Source organism: Salinimonas profundi, from assembly GCF_014750655.1.
GTDB lineage: Bacteria > Pseudomonadota > Gammaproteobacteria > Enterobacterales > Alteromonadaceae > Alteromonas > Alteromonas profundi_A.
The window spans coordinates 154,101-173,127 of sequence record NZ_JABBXD010000004.1 but is presented as its reverse complement, the minus strand read 5'-3'; the positions used below and the strand labels follow the sequence as shown (position 1 = coordinate 173,127).

Below are 19,027 nucleotides of genomic sequence, written 5' to 3'. Positions count from 1 at the left end.
CGAAAAGTTACAAATTGCAATGTTCTTGGACTAAAGAAAAGACTCTCCCTGCGATCGAGGATTTTTCTTGCAGACTAATTCTCATGTTCGATGAGATTACTGCGAGTGAAATTCAAAATTATTTCGGGCTTTCTGGCAGGGAAAGAGAAGTGTTGGTTGAAACCTTGATCAACAAGCGCCTGATTTCAGTTGATAGCGCGGGGTTATTGAAACCATCGCCATTACTAGCAAAACAAGCTAGCAACTTTAATGAAGGTACTTCTTTCATTGAATATGAGGAACGCAACGAGTCAATCATTATTGATCTATTAACTTATCAACTATTACGCAGAAGAACTTTAGACCAAAGTCGTTTTGGACTACCAGAGATAACACTCGACGAAAACGCTATGCCTACCAAGGATGATGTTTGTTTACACTTTTCACGACAGTATCGGGCACATTTGGAATTTACTCGTTCAAGTTTATTTGAAGCACAAAGGACTAGGCTGTATAAAATCACATCAACAGCTCCCGATAGAATTGCGCAGATTCCTGTAGATGTAGACATTCAAATTGGTGTTTCTGATCAGGGACAGTTAAAAGTATATAGAACTGCATTAGAAAAGATTGGTGAAACCCGTTCGAATACTTTATCAAATGCTCTTGAAGCTAAAGTTGCTGACTACTTTGCAACGTTGAAGATTTCCGAGTCTGGAATGAGCTTCAAAGGGTTTTGTGACTTCGTTGAAGATGATGTGCTAACCAAGTTTATAAAAAACGATGAGTTTGATTTTGCGAGCTGGTTGTTGGCTAGAGCGGAACGTAAGACAGGTTATGGAAGCCGTGATACAACAGCAATGTTGGGCCCCATTTATTTACCCGAAAATAGAACAGAAATCTTTGACCTAATAAGGGCTTCCAGAAGGGATTGGAATCCTCAAGAAGCTAAGTTAGCTATCTGGGTGTCCGCTGACGTACCTCTTTGGGCGGCTTCTGCGGAGCTTCTTTCAGAGTTTAGCAGGAAATTAGAAATAGAACTTGGCGAGAGCCGAACTGTAAGAGGCACTCTAACAACAGTCTTACCAATTGACCTTGATTTAAGTCATGCCGAAAAAAGAAATATTTCAGAAAGGTATAAAAATAGAATACCCAACGGAGTAGGTACCGCGAGCAGTCCTTTTATGGGTAAAACCGAATTTTTCGTCATCCCCGGTGTGTTGGCGGTTTGTCAGTACCATATTCAAGTAAGTAAAAATAGCGGCATAACGGTGCCAATAGGTCACATCACAACAAACTGCGAAAAAGTGGACAGAATATATACTGGAATTGCAGAAAGTCTTATTAACTCTGATGTCGTTGAATTGTGGAGTCGGGCTGATAAAGGTGCAGCTGATCTTCTATTTGGGGCAGCTGACACATCAGGGCTCACTGATGTTCCACATTCCGAGATCAAAAATGAGAACCTGTCAGGCCGAACAAATATAAAACCGACGAGGCGGATCCTTAGTCTTAAACGAAAAGACTTATAACTTAGTTTGTCACTTTATGGTTTATTTTTAGTGTTTTTTTGTCACTTTATGCTTAAATCTGAAATTTGCGAGAATCAGCAATGCGTTATATGGTCAAGGTTTCTGTGGTTTGTTTTTGTCATCTTATGGTTTAATCAACACATCTGATGAATTAATACGCATACAATTATGTGCAAAAATTATCGAGTCTGCGTCAGGCAGCGAAAGGCGAGTAACCGGAATAAATGAACATGGCAAAACAAGAGTCATCTGAGACAGACAGCACTGCAGATAGCCCTTTCATTGTTGGCGTAGGATCGTCAGCAGGGGGTATTGAGGCGCTGATCAGTCTTGTTTCAAATCTGCCTAAAGATGTAAATGCCAGCCTGGTTATCGCGCAGCATTTATCGCCCAGTCATAAAAGCCAGATGTCAGATATTCTGGCCAGAGAAACCTCCTTTGATGTCAAAGAAATTTCAAATGACATCAAGGTAGAGAAAAATACTATTTATGTCGGGCCGCCCGGGCATCATATTGTGTTTCGTCAGGGGCATCTTAAGCTGGAGCAAAAGCCTGAAGATGTGACGCCTAAGCCGTCAGTAAATATACTGTTTGAATCACTGGCTGAAGAGCTGGGAGACCATAGTATTGGTATTGTATTGTCCGGCACAGGCAGCGATGGTTCCCGTGGCCTGAGAAATATTAAAAGTGCTGGTGGCTTTGCCATTGTGCAGAGTCCTGAAACCGCCAAGTATGACGGCATGCCTACTGCGTCGCTTAAAGCAGTAGATGTTGATCGGGTTCTGATCCCCGAAGATATGGGGCAGGAAATTGCGTCGTTCACCAGTAACATCGTTGAAAACTTCTTTCCTGATTCTGAAGAAGCTCGCAATAAGCTGATGAATGAAATGTACGACGTCGTGCGTGAAACTACGAAAATCGATTTTAGCTTTTACAAACAGGCTACCTTGCTGCGGCGTGTGAACCGCCGCCTCATTGCGACTGACAAAGATAATTTAAAAGACTACCTGAAGCAGCTTAAAAAAGATCCCGACGAAGTGCAGGCATTATCGAAAGAACTGCTGATTTCGGTTACAAACTTTTTCAGAGATAAAGATGCATTCAGCTCAATACAGCGTTACATCGCAGATACCGTAGAGGGCAAAAAACGCGGCGAAAATATCCGGGTCTGGGTGGCTGGGTGTGCCACAGGCGAGGAAGCCTATTCCATCGCTATTCTGTTTCTTGAAGAGATTAATAAGCAGGATAAAAATATTAACTTACAGGTGTTTGGCACAGATATCGATGAGAATGCGCTGACCATTGCCCGTAAGGGCAGTTACTCATCGCATTCGGTAAGTAGTGTGGAATCTGAGCTAGTAGAAAAGTATTTTCGCTTTGAGGATGATGCGTACCAGCCGAAGAAGAACCTGCGAGATGTCATTACGTTCTCGCGCCAGGACATTACCCGCGATCCCCCTTTTCTGCATCTGGACATGATTTCGTTCAGAAACGTGATGATCTACTTTAATACCGAGCTTCAACAGCGTGTATTGTCGCTGTTTCGCTACTCACTGGTGGATGCCGGTATTCTGTTTCTGGGTAAGTCTGAATCCATCGGGCTTAAAGAAGAGTACTTTGTCGCTGTGGATCGGCGTAGCCGGATATTCAAGGTCAGCGAAGGCTCTAAACGTCCAGCTGTCCCTCGCATGCTTAAAGGCGTGGTGACACCAACCCGTGTCAAAGAGTCCACGTCTAACAGCTATGAGCGTCTGTTTAATGAAACGTTGGTCAGAGAATTTGGCCCGAGCATTCTGATTAACTCGCGCTTCACCATTTTGCATTCACGTGGTGATTTACAGCCTTTTGTAAATTTCCCGTCGGGCTCTCCGGATCTGAATCTATCGAAGCTGATAGTGTCAGAGTTTTCGGCCGAGTTGTTATCCGCATTTAATAAAGTTAAGCGTGACGAAGACACGGCAATAAGCCGCCCACGGCAAGTCGAAAAGAAAAATCAGGAGCATTGGCGCCTGGCTGTCATCCCGCTGGAAAAAGAAGACTCCGACCTTTATATCGTCAATTTCCGCCAGGCGGATGATGAAAAAATTGTTACCAATGATGGTAACTACGATACTGAAAATGCGGATGTTGCAGAGCTTATCGCAGCTCGCGAGCAGCTTCAGACGCTGACCGAGGAAATGGCGGCATCGGCTGAAGAAATGCAGGCACTGAATGAGGAAGTGCAGGCCGCTAACGAAGAGCTTCAGGCCAATAATGAAGAGCTGGAAGCTACAAACGAAGAGCTTCAGGCGACCAACGAAGAGCTGATTAGCGTTAATGAGGAAAGCATGCGCAAGTCGGCAGAGCTCTCCTCAATTAACAGTGAGCTTGAGAGTGTATATGACACGCTCGACTTCCCGCTATTTATCTTTGATCAGGACTTGCGGTTAAGCCGCACCAATGAGGCGGCGGACAGAAAGTATCACCTCAATAGTGGTACACATAAGAAGCCTATTTCTCAGTTAAATCTGCCGGAATATTTTATTGATATTGATAGCAGGTTGAAATCCACAATGAAAAGTGGCGGCAAGCTGAATATCATTATCAAGCCCAGTGAACGGGAAACGCTGAACCTGTTCATCACGCCACTGTTAAACGCGAAAAACAAAGTGACCGGCGCTATTCTGGTTATTATTGATAACTCCGAGCTGGTTAAAGCACATGAAGATGTGGAAAAAAATCAGGATCAGTTGCTGTCGATCATGAACAACTCGCTGTCGGTCATTGCACTTAAAGACAGTTCCGGCCGCTATGAGTTTGTGAATGCCCGGTTTGAGGAAATCTTTAACCTCAGTGCGGAAGATGTCATTGGTAAAACCGATAATCACATTTTTGAAAAAGAGACGGCGCGCAGTCTGCGGGAAAAAGATTTAGATACCATGCGCTCGTTATCACCGGTCCGTTCCGTTGATGAGTTTGAAAACGAGCAGGGGCGTTGCGTACTGGATGCTGTGCGATTCCCGATTTTTGATAGCGATGGTACCGTTAAATCGATCTGTACACAGGCGAACGATATTACCCGGGCCAGACACGCGAATGAGCAGCTGAAGTTGGCGGGTAAACTTTTTGACCGTACCGGTGAAGCGATTCTGGTGACCGATGAATCCAAAAAAATCATTACCTCAAACGAAGCGTTCACCGAGCTGACAGGTTTTGACCTGCAATATCTGATTGGCAAAACACCGCGGGATTTGGCCGATGAGGAGCATTCTGAATCATTCTTTGCAGGTATCCGTGCGGTACTCGATGAGCAAAGTTACTGGCAGGGTGAAATCACTAACATTAATAGCCAGGGCAATAAAATCAGCTTGTGGCTGACTATCAACGTGGTGAAAGATGCAGACGGTAAGCATCTTAATTACGTGCTGACGTACAGCGATGTTAGTGAAATTAAGAATGTACAGCGCAAGATTGAGTTTTTGGCAACGCACGATGAGCTGACCCGCCTGCCAAATCGCAATGTGCTGATGGAGCGTCTGGAGCTGATGTTAAGCAACGCGCGTCGTCAGAAGCAGTTGTGTGCGGTACTGTTTTTCGATTTGGATGACTTCAAAAAGATTAACGACAGTTTGGGTCATAACATTGGCGACTTGTTGCTCAAACAGGTCACCCGCCGTCTGCAAAAGTGTGTGAGGGATACAGACATGCTGGCAAGGATGGGCGGTGATGAGTTTGTTGCCATTTTGCAGGCCGAAACGGTGGATGAAATTGATGAGGTAGCGAATCGCATCATCAATACCATCAATGCGCCATTTGAAATTAACGAACACACGCTGTTTGCCTCCTGTAGCATTGGTATCTCTGTGTTTCCTGAAGATGGCGAAGAAAACTTTACGCTGTTAAAGAACGCAGACACGGCGATGTACCGTGCTAAAGAGCAGGGGCGAAATCAGTATCAGTTTTTTACCGAAGAGATGAAAAAAGAAGCTGATGATAAGCTGGATATCGAAAAAGCGCTGCGCGACGCATTGAGAGACGACTTATTCTCTATCGATTTTCAGCCCCAAGTAGAAGTGGCTTCTGGTGCTATTGTCGGAATAGAAGCGCTGTTACGCTGTGATAGCGAAGCGTTGAAAGACACCTCAGCCCTGCGTTTTATTGAAGTGGCGGAAAAGGGCCGGTTGATTGAAGAAGTCGGCATACATGCCATTGAGCTGGTCTTTAAACAGATGAGTCAGTGGCGCAAAGAAAATGTCTCGATTCCGAAAATTGCCGTTAATGTTTCGGTCAAACAGCTTAAAGATTCGTCTTTCGTGAAGCATCTTAAGACGCTCATGGAAAAATACGGCATAAAGCCAGACACGCTGAAGTTTGAAATTACCGAAAGCGCGCTGGCCGAGCGACTGGATATTCTGGTTTCGGAGCTTAATAAGCTGGTGGAGCTGGGTATCACCCTCAGTGTTGACGACTTCGGAGTGGGTCATTCCTCATTATCGCAGTTACGCCAGTTGCCCATTCAGGAAGTGAAAATTGATAAGAGCTTTATCAGTGGCATTGCTGAAAATGACGATGACCGTGCTGTAGCCCTGGCGATCATTCGTATGGCCAGCGCAATGGGCTTACAGGTTGTTGCCGAAGGCGTAGAAACGGAGGAGCAGCTTGCTGTGCTTAAAGAAGAATCTTGTGAAATTGTTCAGGGCTTCTATCTTTACAAACCTAAAGGCAGTAACCAACTGACTGACATGTTATCGTCCCGCCCCAGTAATGCACTTGCCGAATAAATAAAAAAGGAGTCCCTGATGGATGTTGAAGAGTTACTAGCGAATTGTGAGAAGGAAAAACTTCATCTGTCAGGGCAGGTTCAGGCGTTTGGTGCACTGATTATTTTTGATGAAGAAAGCCAGACCATTACCCATGTCAGCCAGAACATCGGTGAATTTATCGGTCTTGAGGCGCAGGCGTTGCTGGGTGAGTCGATAGATAGCCTGGACTGGCTTGATGAGTCGATGCTCTCTGCGCTGGACAATCAACCAGGTGAGCGTAGTCTGCATTATCATCACAGTGTGGCCGATACCACATTACATATCCGGCTAATTCGTTCAGAAGGGGCGGTAGTGGTGGAACTTGAAAAAGATAATCCGCCTGAAAGCTTACCTTCCTATCAGTCCCTTGAAGCAGAGCTTTACCCTGACGCGCCGGGGAGCTGGGAAGCCACTGACTATTACCATCAACTGCTACAAACATTACACAGTATTTTGCCCTTCCACCGTCTGATGCTTTATCGCTTCGACAGTGACTGGGTGGGCGAAGTGGTTGCAGAAGCAACGTCTGACGACGATAACGGTTACATGGGCCTGAAGTTTCCTGCATCCGATATTCCTGCAATCGCGCGTCGATTGTATTTCCAGAACCCGTCGCGGATTATTCCCAATGTGGACGAGTCGCCGGTGGATATTGTTTCGCATCAACAGGAAATTCCGGACCTCACCTGGTCTGATTTGCGCAGCGTCTCTACCGTGCATATCCAGTATTTGAGGAACATGGATGTTGGCGCGTCTTTTTCAATTCCTTTGATTATATCAGGCAAGCTATGGGGCATCGTTGCCTGCCATCATCCCGAACCGCTATTCCTGGACTTACTTACGCGCAACACTGCTGAAAAGCTTGTCCGCCACTTTTGTACCGTATTTAATACATTCCGCTCCCGGCAGCGTCTGGCTCTGCTTAGCGACATTGAGAAGCAGGTTGATGAAATGGTGGAAAACCTGGCGGATAAATCCAGTCAGGACAGTTGTCAGTACCTTGCTGACATACTGCTTGAAGAGCTGGATGCCTCTTCCACCGCTTTGTATTTAAATGATACCTGGTATCAGGCAGGGCGCGAAATTGATACCAGTTTATTGAATAAGCTGGACCGTAAAGTACAGAACGATTTGTCAGATTATATTTTTCAGACGCAGAATGTGCTTAAACATTACGGTGAGGAGTATAGCGAAGATGCTATCAGAGGGATCCTTGCCATCAAGCCTAATTTTGAAACCCAGACATTACGGTGCTATGCCTTTCGTTTACCTGAAGCGCAGTACACTGAGTGGGCGGGTAATCCTGATAAGTCGGTACAGAAAACGGACTCGGCGGGGGTCCTGAGTCCTCGGTCGTCATTTAAAAAATGGACAGAAGTGCGCGGTGAAGCAAGTCGTGAGTGGACAAAAGAAAATCAGCTTCTGGCCAAAAAAGTACGGGCCGTCATCCTGCGTCAGGCTGACAAATTCTTACTAGCCTGATACTCGCTGCCGTTCGCTGCATGTTGTGGCGGGCGGCGTAAAACATCCAGCTGGGTCGTATTCCTGCCAGAGGCTTTCGCTTTATACAACGCGTTATCCGCTGCTTTAAGCAGCCCTTCCCATTCACCTTCGCCAGTTGCGGTAATAACCGCTACGCCCAGGCTGATTGAACAGTCAAGTGTGTTGTCTTCGTGAAGGTAGGGCGATGATTCCACGGCTTTTCTCACACGCTCCGCGACTGTCATTGCCTGCTTTTCATCGCAGTCGGGAAGCAGCAAAACAAACTCCTCACCACCCAGCCGGTAATGATACTCACAATCACGGGTGACACGGCGCATCTGGTGGCTGACATGAATTAACACCTCGTCGCCTACCGTATGACCGTAGGTATCATTGACCTGTTTGAACAAATCGATGTCCATCACAATACAGGCAAAGGGCTGACGATGATGACGGGTTAACGCAAACAGTTCCGGCATACGGTAGGTAAAATCACGACGGTTTAACCAACCTGTGAGTGTGTCTGTACGGGAGATTTTCTTCAGGCTTTGTTCCCGAACCCAGTTCACCAGGTAGGCTACACTCATGGCTAATGCCATAACGTAAAGCATCACTCCCAACGTCCCTGTATTGATAATCAGGCTATGGCTGAACACGTTAATACCAACGTTTTCCAACACCAGCGCGAAAAAGCGCAAGGCCAACTGGGCGGTGAAAGCACCCATCACAATGGTCAGAGGAAGTAGCCCGAATAACCGGGTCTGCCATTGACGACGACATAAGATCACAATGGCCGATAAGCAAATTGCTATGATAAGCGGATAGGTAACCAATATCCGGCTTTCAATGTTTTCATGCATAAAGGGGAAGAGGTGTACCAGAAACGTAATAGCGGCAATTGAGCAGACCAGGGGCCATTTGTGCTGACCATGGAGATATCGGTAAATACCACTGAATATCATGGCATTGCCTGCAACAAACAAGGTATTAGCCACTGCTGGCGTAAGCCAGTGATTTAACAGGTTTGCCGAGAGCGCCAGGCCAGCAATATTGGTAACAAAAAAGCAGCAAATTCCGCCCAGCCAGTCCAGAATAGACTTTTCAGACGGACTCGTGCGATAAAGCGCGACGAGCGTCACAATCATCATCGCGTTGATTATTGTAGTGCAAACTACGAGTGTAAAAGTGTCGAGCACGACAATTCCTTTGTCAGCAATCTCAAACTATACAATGCCAAAATGGCAGATTAGGCCCATAAACTGCATTAATATTGGTCTAAACGCAAGAAAATTAATTATTACAATAAATGTATTGAGTGAACCTGTTCTTAAGGGCAGGCCTGCATTTTATGCTCATCGGGGGAAAACTATTGCCTGAACAGTCAGTCATCACGCCATCCACAACACTTATTCTGTTTGACCATGATGGCACGCTGGTCGATTCAGAAGCTGTACATTTCTCTCTGTGGAAGTCCTTGCTGGATAACTATGGAATAGCACTGAGCGAATCATTGCATAACGAAATGCTGGTGGGGATGCCGGTCGCCCAAAACGCCATTGATGTGACACGCCATTTCTCGTTGTCAGCAAAGCCTGAGGATATTGCTGCGCAAAAACATCAGCTCACCCGCGATTACCTTAAAAATCGTGCATTCCCCCTGATAGAGGATGCCCGGCAGGCAATTATACGCTGCCATCAAGCGGGCTATCAGTTAGGGATTGTAACCGGGGGCAGCCAGTTATCCGTTGAGCAGACAATGCAGCATCATCATTTGCGCAAGTACATTAGTCTGACAGTCAGTGTAGAGGATGTTGAGCACAGCAAACCTCATCCTGAAAGCTATCACAAGGCACTGGCTATTGCCGGGTTGTCCGCCGGGCAAGCTGCAGCGGTAGAAGATACCATGCATGGGATGAAAGCCGCTGTTGCTGCAGGTATTCGCTGCGCGGTGATTCCTACGGCACAATCTGCAGCCCATGACTTTAGTGCTGCGCAGGCGTCATATCCAAGTCTTACCAAGTGGCTGGACAACGAATTAGCAACATGAGCCCCCGTTAAACGGGTTAAATGTCATTGAATTTATGCGCGTGATAGCCAAAAATACGCGTCTAACAGAAAAGTAGGTATTAAGGTTTGTCAGTCATACGTTTTTTGGGCGCACTGATCACAGGTTTGCTCGCGGCCATTGTGCTCCTGATTGTGTTGATTTTGGATACCAGCCCGTCCGTCAGTGCCAATGCTTCTGAGCAAATAGCTGACGCTGACACCGTAAAAAAGCTGTTGGCTCAAATTCGCCGCAGTATTAATGACCGTGAGCGTGGTCATGTCATCACAATCAGTGAACAACAGGTAGAAAGCCTGATTGGTTTCGTACAGCGAGCCGCCCCCTACATTCACGGTACGTCTGCCATCCACCCGGATCATGGCACCATTGAAGCAAGCGTCGCAGTGCCTGCAGCTGTTACCACCTTGTATTTAAATCTTGAAATTAAGGTGTTGCCAGCAGACAGGCTGGCTATCGATCATGTCCGGATGGGCAGTCTTAGCCTGCCGGGTCCCTTCGCGGTCGGGTTGGTAGAGTCTGCACTGAATATTTATACCGACAGTGAAATCGGGACGCAGGCGAAAGAACAGATTACGCGCGTGGCGATGACAGAAACACAGGTGGCTGTGACCTTACAGCCAATGGACAGCTTTTTAAGGCAGTTGAATGAAATTCGCGCTGGCTTTGATGAAGAAGAGCGCGATGAACTGACGAAGCTGACCGCCTACTACCTTCGCTATATCGCCGGGCGCGAGATTGCGCTGAAGAAAAAACCGCAGCCATTTAACGCGTATCTGAATCTGATAATGGCGCGAGCGCGGGAACAAAGTACCCAGGATAATGTGCTCCAGCACAACAAAGCAGCTGTGCTGGCGCTGGCTATTTTTATCGGTCACCACCGTATTGCTAATTTTGTCGGTGACGTACAGCCGGATGTTGAGCATGCGCTGAAGCCCGCTTCCTCGGTATTACTGCGGGGACGTTCTGATTTGTCGAAACACTTTATTATTTCTGCGGCACTGAAAATGCTCAGCGAACAGGATGTCACTGTAGCTATTGGTGAATTTAAAGAATTGATGGATCGCGGCATGGGCGGCTCTGGTTACAGTTTCGTGGATTTAGCCGCAGATTTGGCAGGGGTTGAGCTCGCCCGTGTCTTGGCTGATCCGGACACCGCATTGCGGGCGCAGAATACGCTGGCAAGCACACCCGATGAAAGTGTCTACATGCCTGAAGTTGACGGCTTGATCGAAGGATTATCCAAGCAGGAGTTTACCCGCCGCTACGAGAAGGTAGACAGTGAAGCGTATCTGCAGGAAGTCGAGCAGATCCGCGCGAAGCTGGCGCAAATGCCATTTTACAATCGCGAATCTGCCGGCTGATCTACTTTAGCGATTGCTGGAAGCGGGTGACCGTTTCCAGCGCTAACTGAAGCTTAGCCACCAGTTGCGGTAGCGCGATTTTGGCTTCATCTTCGTCCATATCTTTGAGCTGTTGCCAGTCTTCGGCAATTTCCTGCACGTAAGGTGTAAAGCGTTTGGACTTACTTCTGAATCCACTGTCTGTGCTAAACACTGCGGTAAATTTACCCTGTTGTGCCTGCTGTAACTGGTCGAGCTTATTATCCGCATCCACTGCTTTGCGATAAAGCGCCTGAATCGTTTCCTGTAATTGTGCGTGCACTGCTTGCATAATGGCCTCCGGAATTGACACTAAAGAATCGGGATGTCCGGCCGATAGCCAGAAGAAGCGGGCAATTCTGCCTGCTTTTTAGCGTTGCGACAAGCAACAAAGGAAACTGGTATGGATATACAAGGCGCAAACGCCTCTGCAACATCCGGTGCGGCGCTTGAATTAGTTTCTGCGAAGCTGGCAAAAAGTCAGCAGGAGCAGGAAGGCCAGGCGGCGCTTCAGTTGCTCAAATCAGCTGCTGACGTACCACAACCTGCATCTGCAAACCCGGCGTTAGGAGGTAGCGTTAATACCTACGCCTGATTGGCGGGTTGCAAATGCAAATCGACCGGCGTTTTACCGGGCTGTCCGCCGATCTCTCTGGCGAGCGTTGGCACCAGATAGCCTGGTAAGCGCTTTATCATTTGGGTCATGATCATTCTTGCCCTTTCTTCACAGACATCAAAATGCGCTGCACCCTGCACTTTATCCAGCATAAACAGGTAGTAGGGCAGGATACCCGCTGAAAACAGGGCTTCGCTTAATGCGACCTGCGCCTCCGCGCTATCATTGATCCCTTTTAAGAGCACTCCCTGGTTTAACAGGGTAACTCCAGCCTGACGAAACACCCGAAGCCGCTCAATCAGCGTATCGCTGATTTCATTAACGTGGTTGATATGAAGCACCAGTACGGTATTGAGTCGTGTCGATGTCATCCATTCCAGCATGGAATGTTCCAGCCTTTCTGGTAACACCACCGGCAGACGCGAATGCACGCGCAGACGCGTAATTTGTGGTAGCGCAGCCACTTGTTCGGTCAACCAGTGCAAAAAATCGTCTTTGGCCATGAGTGGGTCGCCGCCAGAGTAGATGACCTCATTGACATCAGGGTGCTGGCGAATGTACTCAAGTGCGTCTTCCCATTGGTGACGACTGACCGCATTATCTGCATAAGGAAAATGACGCCTGAAGCAATAACGACAATTGACAGCGCAGCCTCCCCGTACGATAAACAGCACCCGGCTCTGGTATTTGTGTAAAAGGCCTTTGCCAGCGGTATCCTGCTCTTCAAGCGGGTCGGTGCTGTATCCTGGTGTCTGAATAAATTCGCTGTCCAACGGCATGACCTGTTGCAGAAGTGGATCCTGCCAGTTACCTTTTTCCATCAACGACGCGAAATGGCGTGGTACGCGCAAGGGAAATAAAGCCCTGGCTTCACCATGATGTTTCAGCGCGTTTACATCTAATTCAAGGTATTCAAGCAGCTTTACCGGGTCGGAAAAGCTCATGGCTAACTCTTTTTGCCAGTTATGCTCTACAGTCATCGGTTTTTTAGGTATTATTTGCGCCACTTGTATTTTTACACCTTATGTTTTATCAGAGGATTTATGGCTAATTACAGCACCAACGAATTCAAAGGTGGCCTGAAAATTATGTTGGACGGCGAGCCTTGTAATATTTTAGAAAACGAATACGTCAAGCCGGGCAAAGGCCAGGCCTTCAACCGCGTAAAAATTCGTAAACTGATTTCCAATAAAGTACTGGAAAAAACATTCCGCTCCGGTGAAACCGTCGAAAGTGCTGATGTACTGGATACCGAACTGGCGTACCTGTACACCGACGGCGAATTCTATCACTTTATGAATAACGATACATTCGAACAAATCGCTGCCGATGAAAAAGCGGTAGGTGATAACCTAAAGTGGCTGGTTGAAAATGATGTTTGCACAATTACGTTGTGGAACGGTACGCCGATTACCGTCACACCGCCTAATTTTGTTGAGCTGGAAATCACGGAAACAGACCCGGGTCTGAAAGGCGATACTGCTGGCACAGGTGGTAAACCTGCAACACTGAGCACCGGCGCTGTAGTACGTGTCCCACTTTTTGTTCAGACTGGTGAAGTCATCAAGGTCGACACCCGCTCTGGCGAATACGTCTCCCGCGTACAAAAGTAAGTGGCTTTGCAGACAGCCCGTCCGGGTTGTCTGCCCACCATTCTTATCTTAGTGATGACATCCTCAGCTTCTTGGCAACCTACTACCACGCCCTGTGCCCGGCAAGCCCGTGCGCAACTGCTCCGGCAGATCCGTGAGTTTTTTTACGCACGTAATGTGCTGGAGGTGGACACACCGCTGCTGAGTCAGGGGTCGGTCACTGATGTGCACCTAAACGCCTTTGAAACAGACTTTACTTACGGTCACTTAGGAAAAGCGCAGTCGTTGTATCTGCAAACCTCTCCCGAATATGCCATGAAACGTCTTTTATGTGCACAAAGCGGTCCGATTTATCAGTTATGCAAAGCGTTCAGACATGAAGGGGCCGGGCGCTGGCATAATCCGGAATTTACCATGCTCGAGTGGTATCGCCCTGACTTTGATCACCTCATGCTGATGGATGAGGTCGATGCACTGTTACAGCATACCCTTGGCACGGATTCAGGTGAACGCTTCACCTACCAGCAAATTATGGTAAGGCATACAGGCCTTGATCCGTTAACGGTTACCCACGCTCAGCTTACTGATGCGCTGCCAGGCCTGGGCATTGATATTGATGCGCCGGAAAGTCTTAGCCACGATGATTTGCTTCAACTGATTTTTGCGATGGTTGTAGAGCCACGCATTGGTCAGCATCGTCCGTGTTTTGTGCATGGTTTTCCTGCTGGGCAGGCAGCACTGGCCAGAATCAGTACACAGGATCCGCGTACCGCAGACAGGTTTGAGGTGTATTTTAGAGGTGCCGAGCTGGCAAACGGCTTCTTTGAGCTTGCTGATGCTGATGAGCAGCGCAAACGCTTTGAGCAGGATAATCAGACGCGAAAGCAAATGGGAATGCCCTCAATTGCCATTGATGAACATTTTTTGCAGGCGCTCGATGCAGGCCTGCCAGATTGTGCCGGTGTTGCGCTGGGTGTTGACCGCCTGTTAATGCTGAAGACTGGCGCCACCCATATTGAACAGGTCATTAACTTTCCGGTCAGCCGCGCGTGAAAAACTGACTGTTTTCCTCAAATTGATATTATCTGGCTGTCCATTCCGCCTGACTTCTTAGTGAACTTAAAATCCGGTATCTGACTGTTTTGATGAATAACCTGACAACACGATGACTTACCGTTGACATTGTCCTGTAAAATCGTAAAAATGTTATAACATAACATTAGGCAAAACCAGAAACGAAGGACTCACATGTTTTCACGCTCGATACTGACCGCTGCTATTTTATCTGCCTTTTCAGGCGTCGCGCTGGCGAATGATATTACCGGTCAGGTTACTGATGAGAAAGGCAATCCGATTGCCGGTGCTAAAGTTACTGTGGAAGGCTCCAGAAAAGTCGTCACCACGGATGAGCAAGGCCGCTATACCTTGCTGGATGTGCCAGCTGAAGATGTCCATATCCATGTTTCATCAGACAAGTACCTGCACGGTGACAAAGATCTGGGGCCCGTCACAGGTAATCCGGAAGTGAACTTTACTCTGGCCGCTTCTTCAGTTGAAAACATTCTGGTCACCGCCACCGCGATGCAGGCATCCGTGCTTGAATCGGTAACACCGGTTTCGGTGCTCGGCCAGGCAGAGTTAAGACGCCAGCAGGCGCCTACACTGGGTGAGACACTCAATAATACACCAGGGGTGCACAGTACCTATTTTGGACCTGTATCCAGTAGCCCGGTTATTCGGGGTAACGATGGTCCGCGGGTAAAGATTGTGCAAAATGGTCTGGATGTGTCTGATGTCTCTCGCATTGGACCAGACCATAATGTCGCTACCAGCACTTCAAGCGCGACGCAGGTTGAGATTTTACGGGGGCCGGCCACCTTGCAGTATGGCAGTGGTGCGATAGGTGGGGTGGTCAACGTAGTGGATCGCCGTATTCCGTCGGAAAAGCCACTGGGTATCGAAGGCGAGGCCGAAGCGCGTTATTCAACAGCCGATAACGGTAAATTCGGTAAAGTGGATGTCACCGGTGCACAGGGTGATATTGCCTATCACGTTGATGGCTTTAAGCGTAAAACAGACAATGTGGACATTCCCGGCTACGCCTCTGTAGAGCCTGATGAGGATGAGCCCTCCGGTGTGCTTGAAAACAGTCAGATGGATACCACCAACATCACAGCGGGCTTAAGTTATATTCAGGATGAAGGTTTCATCGGTTTTGCCGTTGAAAAACTTGATAATGAATACGGCGTTCCCGGTCATCATCACCACCATGAAGAAGAAGGTCATGAACATGACGAAGAGCATGAAGGTGAGCATGAAGACGAGCATGCAGAAGAAATAGCTGAAGAAAGCGGCACACGCATTGACGTGGATATGACCCGCTATCAGATGGCCGGCGAGTGGCATTCACCAATCAAAGGGCTGAATAATATCAAGTTTGGCCTGGCGCACACTGATTATGAGCACGTTGAATTAGAGGGCGGCGTGACCGGCACGCGCTTTACCAATGACAGTACCAATCTTCGTTTAACAGCGAATCACGTTAAGATTGATGGCTGGCATGGTGTGATTGGTGTGCAGGCAAGCACCAGTGAGTATACCGCGGTGGGGGATGAGGCATTCACGCCGCCCACTGACACTGACACGATGGCGCTGTTTTTAGTGGAGCAGAAACAGTTTGGTGATCTGACGGTTGAATTAGGCGCACGAATTGAAAATACCCAATACGATGTGGCTGATACCCAACTGAATTTAGATGCAGGCCACGAAGAAGATGTGCATCATGATGACCATGCCGATGAACTCCCCGGCGAGCATGAAGAGCACGACGAAGCGATGCATACCTATTCCTTCTCCGGGTACGACTTCACCTCTGCCTCACTGTCAGCTGGATTTAACTGGGAATATGAAGACGGGTATTCCTTGGCTTTCACAGCTTCTCGTAATGAACGGGCACCAAGTCAGCAAGAGCTTTTCGCCGGTGGTCCGCACCTGGCAACACAAACCTATGAAGTGGGTCTGGTCTATGGTCTGGATAACGACGGTGAGTTGGCAGAAGACCTGCAATCCGTAAATGAGGAAGTCAGCAATAACATCGATTTGACGTTCCGTAAATTCACCGGCGACTGGGGCTATACGGTCTCATTTTTCTATAACCAGTCTGATGACTATATCTACCAGAGTGGAACGGGATTGCTAGCCGCTGATGGCCATGACGAGCACAAAGAAGAAGCCGTCGAGCCAGAGCATGATGAACATGCAGGAGAAATAGAAGAGGCGCACGAGGAAGGGCTTGAAGTCTTTAGCTTTCGCCAGGCCGATGCCGATATTTACGGGATGGAAGCGCAGGTGTATGTGGACCTGAATACCGAATGGCGGGTTGAAGTCTTTGGCGATATGATCCGCGCTAAACTGGATAACCAGGACTTGCCCCGCATTCCACCGCTTCGGGTCGGATCAACATTGTCCTATGAACATCAGGGGTTGCGCGCTGATGTGGGCTTTACCTTTAACGATGAGCAGGACTATGTTGCGCCTTATGAAACCACCACGGATAGCTACACGATGGTGAATGCCGGGGTTGAATACGAGCTGCCCGGTGCTGGTGCGGACTGGGTGGTCTTCGCTAATGCAGACAACCTGTTAGATGAAGAGGCCAGAGTGCATACCTCTTTTCTGAAGAATCAGGCACCGCTGCCAGGCCGTAATTTCACAGTGGGTGTTCGCGCACTGTTCTGATCATAGGTATATGAGGACTCACCCTGATGCGTCTGTGCTAAGGGTGAGTCATTGCCGCTTACCTGATACACTGTGTAACAACATCATAGTTATCAGGAGGTTGTCAGTGTGACTCTGACACAGCTTAAAAACTGGTTCGCAACGTTCGATTATTCCCACCTCGTGCTGGGCTATGGTTCACTGATGAACGCCGACAGTCGGCAACGTTTTTCTGATATACAACATCAGGGTGTAATGGTAACGGTCGAGGGCTTTTACAGAGCCTGGGTAACACGTAGCTGGCAGGAGCAACAAACCTACGTTGGCGCATTACCTGAAGCCGGGGCTACCCTGAACGCGCAACTCATCCCTACGCCGTTGAGCCCGGCGCTGGCAGAGCGCGAAAAAGACTATACCTTCGCGCAGGTCTCTGCCGACGCTATTGCCACTGACTTTACCCCCGACGCTCACGACTACTTACTTAACCGGCTTGCTGATAAGCAGCTATGGATATGCCAGACCCTGGATGTGCATCCTGCAGCGCCAGAGTTTCCCGTTTCACAAACCTATATTGATACCTGTCTTGCCGGATGCCTGAGTCATGGGGGGCAATCTCAGGCTGAGGCGTTTGTACGTCTTACACGTAAATGGCCTGCCCACATTAAAGCTGATCGCGAGATGCCTTCTTATCCGCGTCCCGGGCGAGTCAGTGAAGATGAGCAAAAACAGATAGACCAGCTTTTACGTGAGGTGTCACATGACTGACGTTACCATGACCACCGGCCGACTGACGCTCAGGAAGCCGGCGTCCCACGATGCGCAATGGATATACGAGCTGAACAATGATCCGGTCTGGGTGCGTTTTATCGGTAATCGCGCCGTGCACTCGGTGCGTGACGCGCGCCGTTATATCGACAACACGCTTGCGCACTTCGATAAGTGGGGATACGGCCTGTGGGTGATCGAAAGATTGGATAATCGCAAACCACAAGGTATGTGTGGATTACTGAACAGGGATATTTTCACCTGCCCCGACCTTGGCTTTGCGCTGCTAAGCGATGCCAGGGGGAAAGGCTACGCACAGGAGGGCGCAGAAGCGGTACTGCACTGGGCTGGTGAGCACTTTGATTTTGATTACATTACTGCGATGGCGCACCGCGACAATAACAGTTCGCGCAAGTTATTAGGGCGTCTCGGTTTTGAACAACGCGGCACGATTTTTATGGCCAATGTTGAGCGCCAGGTGTTTTACTGGCGCGATATGGCAGAATAAAAGTAATAGCCTCAGGTCGCAGGTAATACCGTCGCCTTTTCTAACACGATGGGCTCAACAGGGCTGTTGGGCTCGCGCAGGCGCATCTGATATTCAGTTTCAACTTCCATCATTTTATCAACCACTTCCTGGCCCTCTACCACCATGCCAAAGACGGCGTAACCCCACTCTTTTCCGGGATCCAGACTCGGATTATCGTTCACATTAAAAAAGAACTGGCGGGTGGCAGAATGCGGCTCATTTTGTCGGGCCATCGCCACTGTGTACAGTTCGTTTTTCATGCCGTTACCCGACTCGTTAAAAATCTCCGGATAACTGGGTTTTTGCTCAAAGTCTTTATTATAGCCTCCCCCTTGTACCACAAAGTTAGGGACCACCCGGTGAAACAGCGTACCGTTGTAACCGTTTTTGCTGACATAGCGCAGAAAGTTGTTGGTCGTGATTGGCGCACGCCGACGGTCCAGCTCAACCACTATTTCACCCATTGAGGTTTCAAGTTTCACTCTGGGGTAGTAGTTGTCCGGCTGGACATTTGAACCATCATCTTTGTCCTTGGCCATTGTCTGGCTGGCCACAAGAATAAGTACAAAAAGTAGATAGCGAAACATAAG

Annotated in this window: 15 protein-coding genes; 11 read left to right on the top strand and 4 right to left on the bottom strand. The window is 48.3% G+C overall.

Annotated elements, in window-relative coordinates; all coding sequences use genetic code 11:
* Window positions 1-83: 83 nt before the first annotated feature.
* The 3 genes from HHX48_RS09660 (at window position 84) to HHX48_RS09650 (ending at window position 7,774) form a co-directional block, all read left to right on the top strand.
* The gene (locus HHX48_RS09660) at window positions 84-1,511 is read left to right on the top strand and encodes a hypothetical protein (protein WP_191024566.1); all 1,428 of its coding nucleotides are present in this window, start codon (window positions 84-86) and stop codon (window positions 1,509-1,511) included.
* Window positions 1,512-1,741: 230 nt separating this feature from the next.
* Window positions 1,742-6,271 (top strand): EAL domain-containing protein, encoded by a 4,530-nt coding sequence (locus HHX48_RS09655; protein WP_191024564.1) that lies wholly within the window; start codon window positions 1,742-1,744, stop codon window positions 6,269-6,271.
* A gap of 18 nt (window positions 6,272-6,289) precedes the next feature.
* On the top strand, window positions 6,290-7,774 hold the full coding sequence (locus HHX48_RS09650; RefSeq protein WP_191024562.1) for a GAF domain-containing protein: 1,485 nt from the start codon (window positions 6,290-6,292) through the stop codon (window positions 7,772-7,774).
* On the opposite strand, the gene HHX48_RS19060 is transcribed toward HHX48_RS09650, so the two are convergent.
* Window positions 7,747-8,970, bottom strand: a complete 1,224-nt coding sequence (locus HHX48_RS19060) for a GGDEF domain-containing protein (RefSeq protein WP_191024560.1) — start codon at window positions 8,968-8,970, stop codon at window positions 7,747-7,749. The two genes, HHX48_RS09650 and HHX48_RS19060, sit on opposite strands and share 28 nt — an antisense overlap.
* Window positions 8,971-9,143: 173 nt before the next feature.
* Between HHX48_RS19060 and HHX48_RS09640 the strand changes: the two genes are divergently transcribed.
* Together HHX48_RS09640 and HHX48_RS09635 are read left to right on the top strand one after the other, a co-directional pair.
* Complete coding sequence (locus HHX48_RS09640) at window positions 9,144-9,821, top strand: HAD family hydrolase (RefSeq protein WP_191024558.1); 678 nt, start codon at window positions 9,144-9,146, stop codon at window positions 9,819-9,821.
* A gap of 86 nt (window positions 9,822-9,907) precedes the next feature.
* Entirely contained in the window at window positions 9,908-11,200 is a 1,293-nt protein-coding gene (locus tag HHX48_RS09635; RefSeq protein ID WP_191024556.1) for a hypothetical protein, read from the top strand.
* Between the two features lies 1 nt (window position 11,201).
* On the opposite strand, the gene HHX48_RS09630 is transcribed toward HHX48_RS09635, so the two are convergent.
* Entirely contained in the window at window positions 11,202-11,510 is a 309-nt protein-coding gene (locus HHX48_RS09630; RefSeq protein WP_191024555.1) for a hypothetical protein, read from the bottom strand.
* A 111-nt stretch (window positions 11,511-11,621) separates the two neighbouring features.
* On the opposite strand from HHX48_RS09630, the gene HHX48_RS09625 reads away from it, so the two are divergent.
* Window positions 11,622-11,813: a hypothetical protein gene (locus HHX48_RS09625; protein WP_191024553.1), complete on the top strand. Its 192-nt coding sequence runs from the start codon at window positions 11,622-11,624 to the stop codon at window positions 11,811-11,813.
* Here the strand turns inward: HHX48_RS09625 and epmB are convergent.
* On the bottom strand, window positions 11,804-12,841 hold the full coding sequence (gene epmB / locus HHX48_RS09620) for an EF-P beta-lysylation protein EpmB (protein ID WP_191024551.1): 1,038 nt from the start codon (window positions 12,839-12,841) through the stop codon (window positions 11,804-11,806). The genes HHX48_RS09625 and epmB overlap by 10 nt on opposite strands.
* Window positions 12,842-12,877: 36 nt before the next feature.
* On the opposite strand from epmB, the gene efp reads away from it, so the two are divergent.
* The 5 genes from efp to HHX48_RS09595 all read left to right on the top strand — a co-directional run bounded on the left by efp (window position 12,878) and on the right by HHX48_RS09595 (window position 18,416).
* A complete protein-coding gene (gene efp / locus HHX48_RS09615) occupies window positions 12,878-13,447 on the top strand; it encodes an elongation factor P (RefSeq protein WP_191024549.1) in 570 nt (189 codons plus the stop codon).
* A gap of 54 nt (window positions 13,448-13,501) precedes the next feature.
* Window positions 13,502-14,479: an elongation factor P--(R)-beta-lysine ligase gene (gene epmA / locus HHX48_RS09610; protein ID WP_191024725.1), complete on the top strand. Its 978-nt coding sequence runs from the start codon at window positions 13,502-13,504 to the stop codon at window positions 14,477-14,479.
* Between the two features lie 195 nt (window positions 14,480-14,674).
* Window positions 14,675-17,164, top strand: a complete 2,490-nt coding sequence (locus HHX48_RS09605) for a TonB-dependent receptor (RefSeq protein WP_191024547.1) — start codon at window positions 14,675-14,677, stop codon at window positions 17,162-17,164.
* A 108-nt stretch (window positions 17,165-17,272) separates the two neighbouring features.
* Complete coding sequence (locus tag HHX48_RS09600) at window positions 17,273-17,908, top strand: gamma-glutamylcyclotransferase (RefSeq protein WP_317983498.1); 636 nt, start codon at window positions 17,273-17,275, stop codon at window positions 17,906-17,908.
* Window positions 17,901-18,416 (top strand): GNAT family N-acetyltransferase, encoded by a 516-nt coding sequence (locus HHX48_RS09595; RefSeq protein WP_191024545.1) that lies wholly within the window; start codon window positions 17,901-17,903, stop codon window positions 18,414-18,416. The genes HHX48_RS09600 and HHX48_RS09595 overlap by 8 nt, the downstream gene beginning before the upstream one ends.
* Before the next feature lie 11 nt (window positions 18,417-18,427).
* Here the strand turns inward: HHX48_RS09595 and HHX48_RS09590 are convergent, their stop codons facing one another.
* Window positions 18,428-19,024, bottom strand: coding sequence for a peptidylprolyl isomerase (locus HHX48_RS09590; protein WP_191024543.1), 597 nt, complete (start codon window positions 19,022-19,024; stop codon window positions 18,428-18,430).
* Window positions 19,025-19,027: the final 3 nt, after the last annotated feature.

Excerpts from the sequence above, each read along its gene's own strand:
- HHX48_RS09660 (WP_191024566.1), top strand. The coding sequence starts at position 84 with ATGTTCGATGAGATTACTGCGAGTGAAATTCAAAATTATTTCGGGCTT.
- HHX48_RS09655 (WP_191024564.1), top strand. The coding sequence starts at position 1,742 with ATGGCAAAACAAGAGTCATCTGAGACAGACAGCACTGCAGATAGCCCT.
- HHX48_RS09650 (WP_191024562.1), top strand. The coding sequence starts at position 6,290 with ATGGATGTTGAAGAGTTACTAGCGAATTGTGAGAAGGAAAAACTTCAT.
- HHX48_RS09630 (WP_191024555.1), bottom strand. The coding sequence starts at position 11,510 with ATGCAAGCAGTGCACGCACAATTACAGGAAACGATTCAGGCGCTTTAT.
- HHX48_RS09625 (WP_191024553.1), top strand. The coding sequence starts at position 11,622 with ATGGATATACAAGGCGCAAACGCCTCTGCAACATCCGGTGCGGCGCTT.
- efp (WP_191024549.1), top strand. The coding sequence starts at position 12,878 with ATGGCTAATTACAGCACCAACGAATTCAAAGGTGGCCTGAAAATTATG.
- epmA (WP_191024725.1), top strand. The coding sequence starts at position 13,502 with ATGACATCCTCAGCTTCTTGGCAACCTACTACCACGCCCTGTGCCCGG.
- HHX48_RS09605 (WP_191024547.1), top strand. The coding sequence starts at position 14,675 with ATGTTTTCACGCTCGATACTGACCGCTGCTATTTTATCTGCCTTTTCA.
- HHX48_RS09595 (WP_191024545.1), top strand. The coding sequence starts at position 17,901 with ATGACTGACGTTACCATGACCACCGGCCGACTGACGCTCAGGAAGCCG.
- HHX48_RS09590 (WP_191024543.1), bottom strand. The coding sequence starts at position 19,024 with ATGTTTCGCTATCTACTTTTTGTACTTATTCTTGTGGCCAGCCAGACA.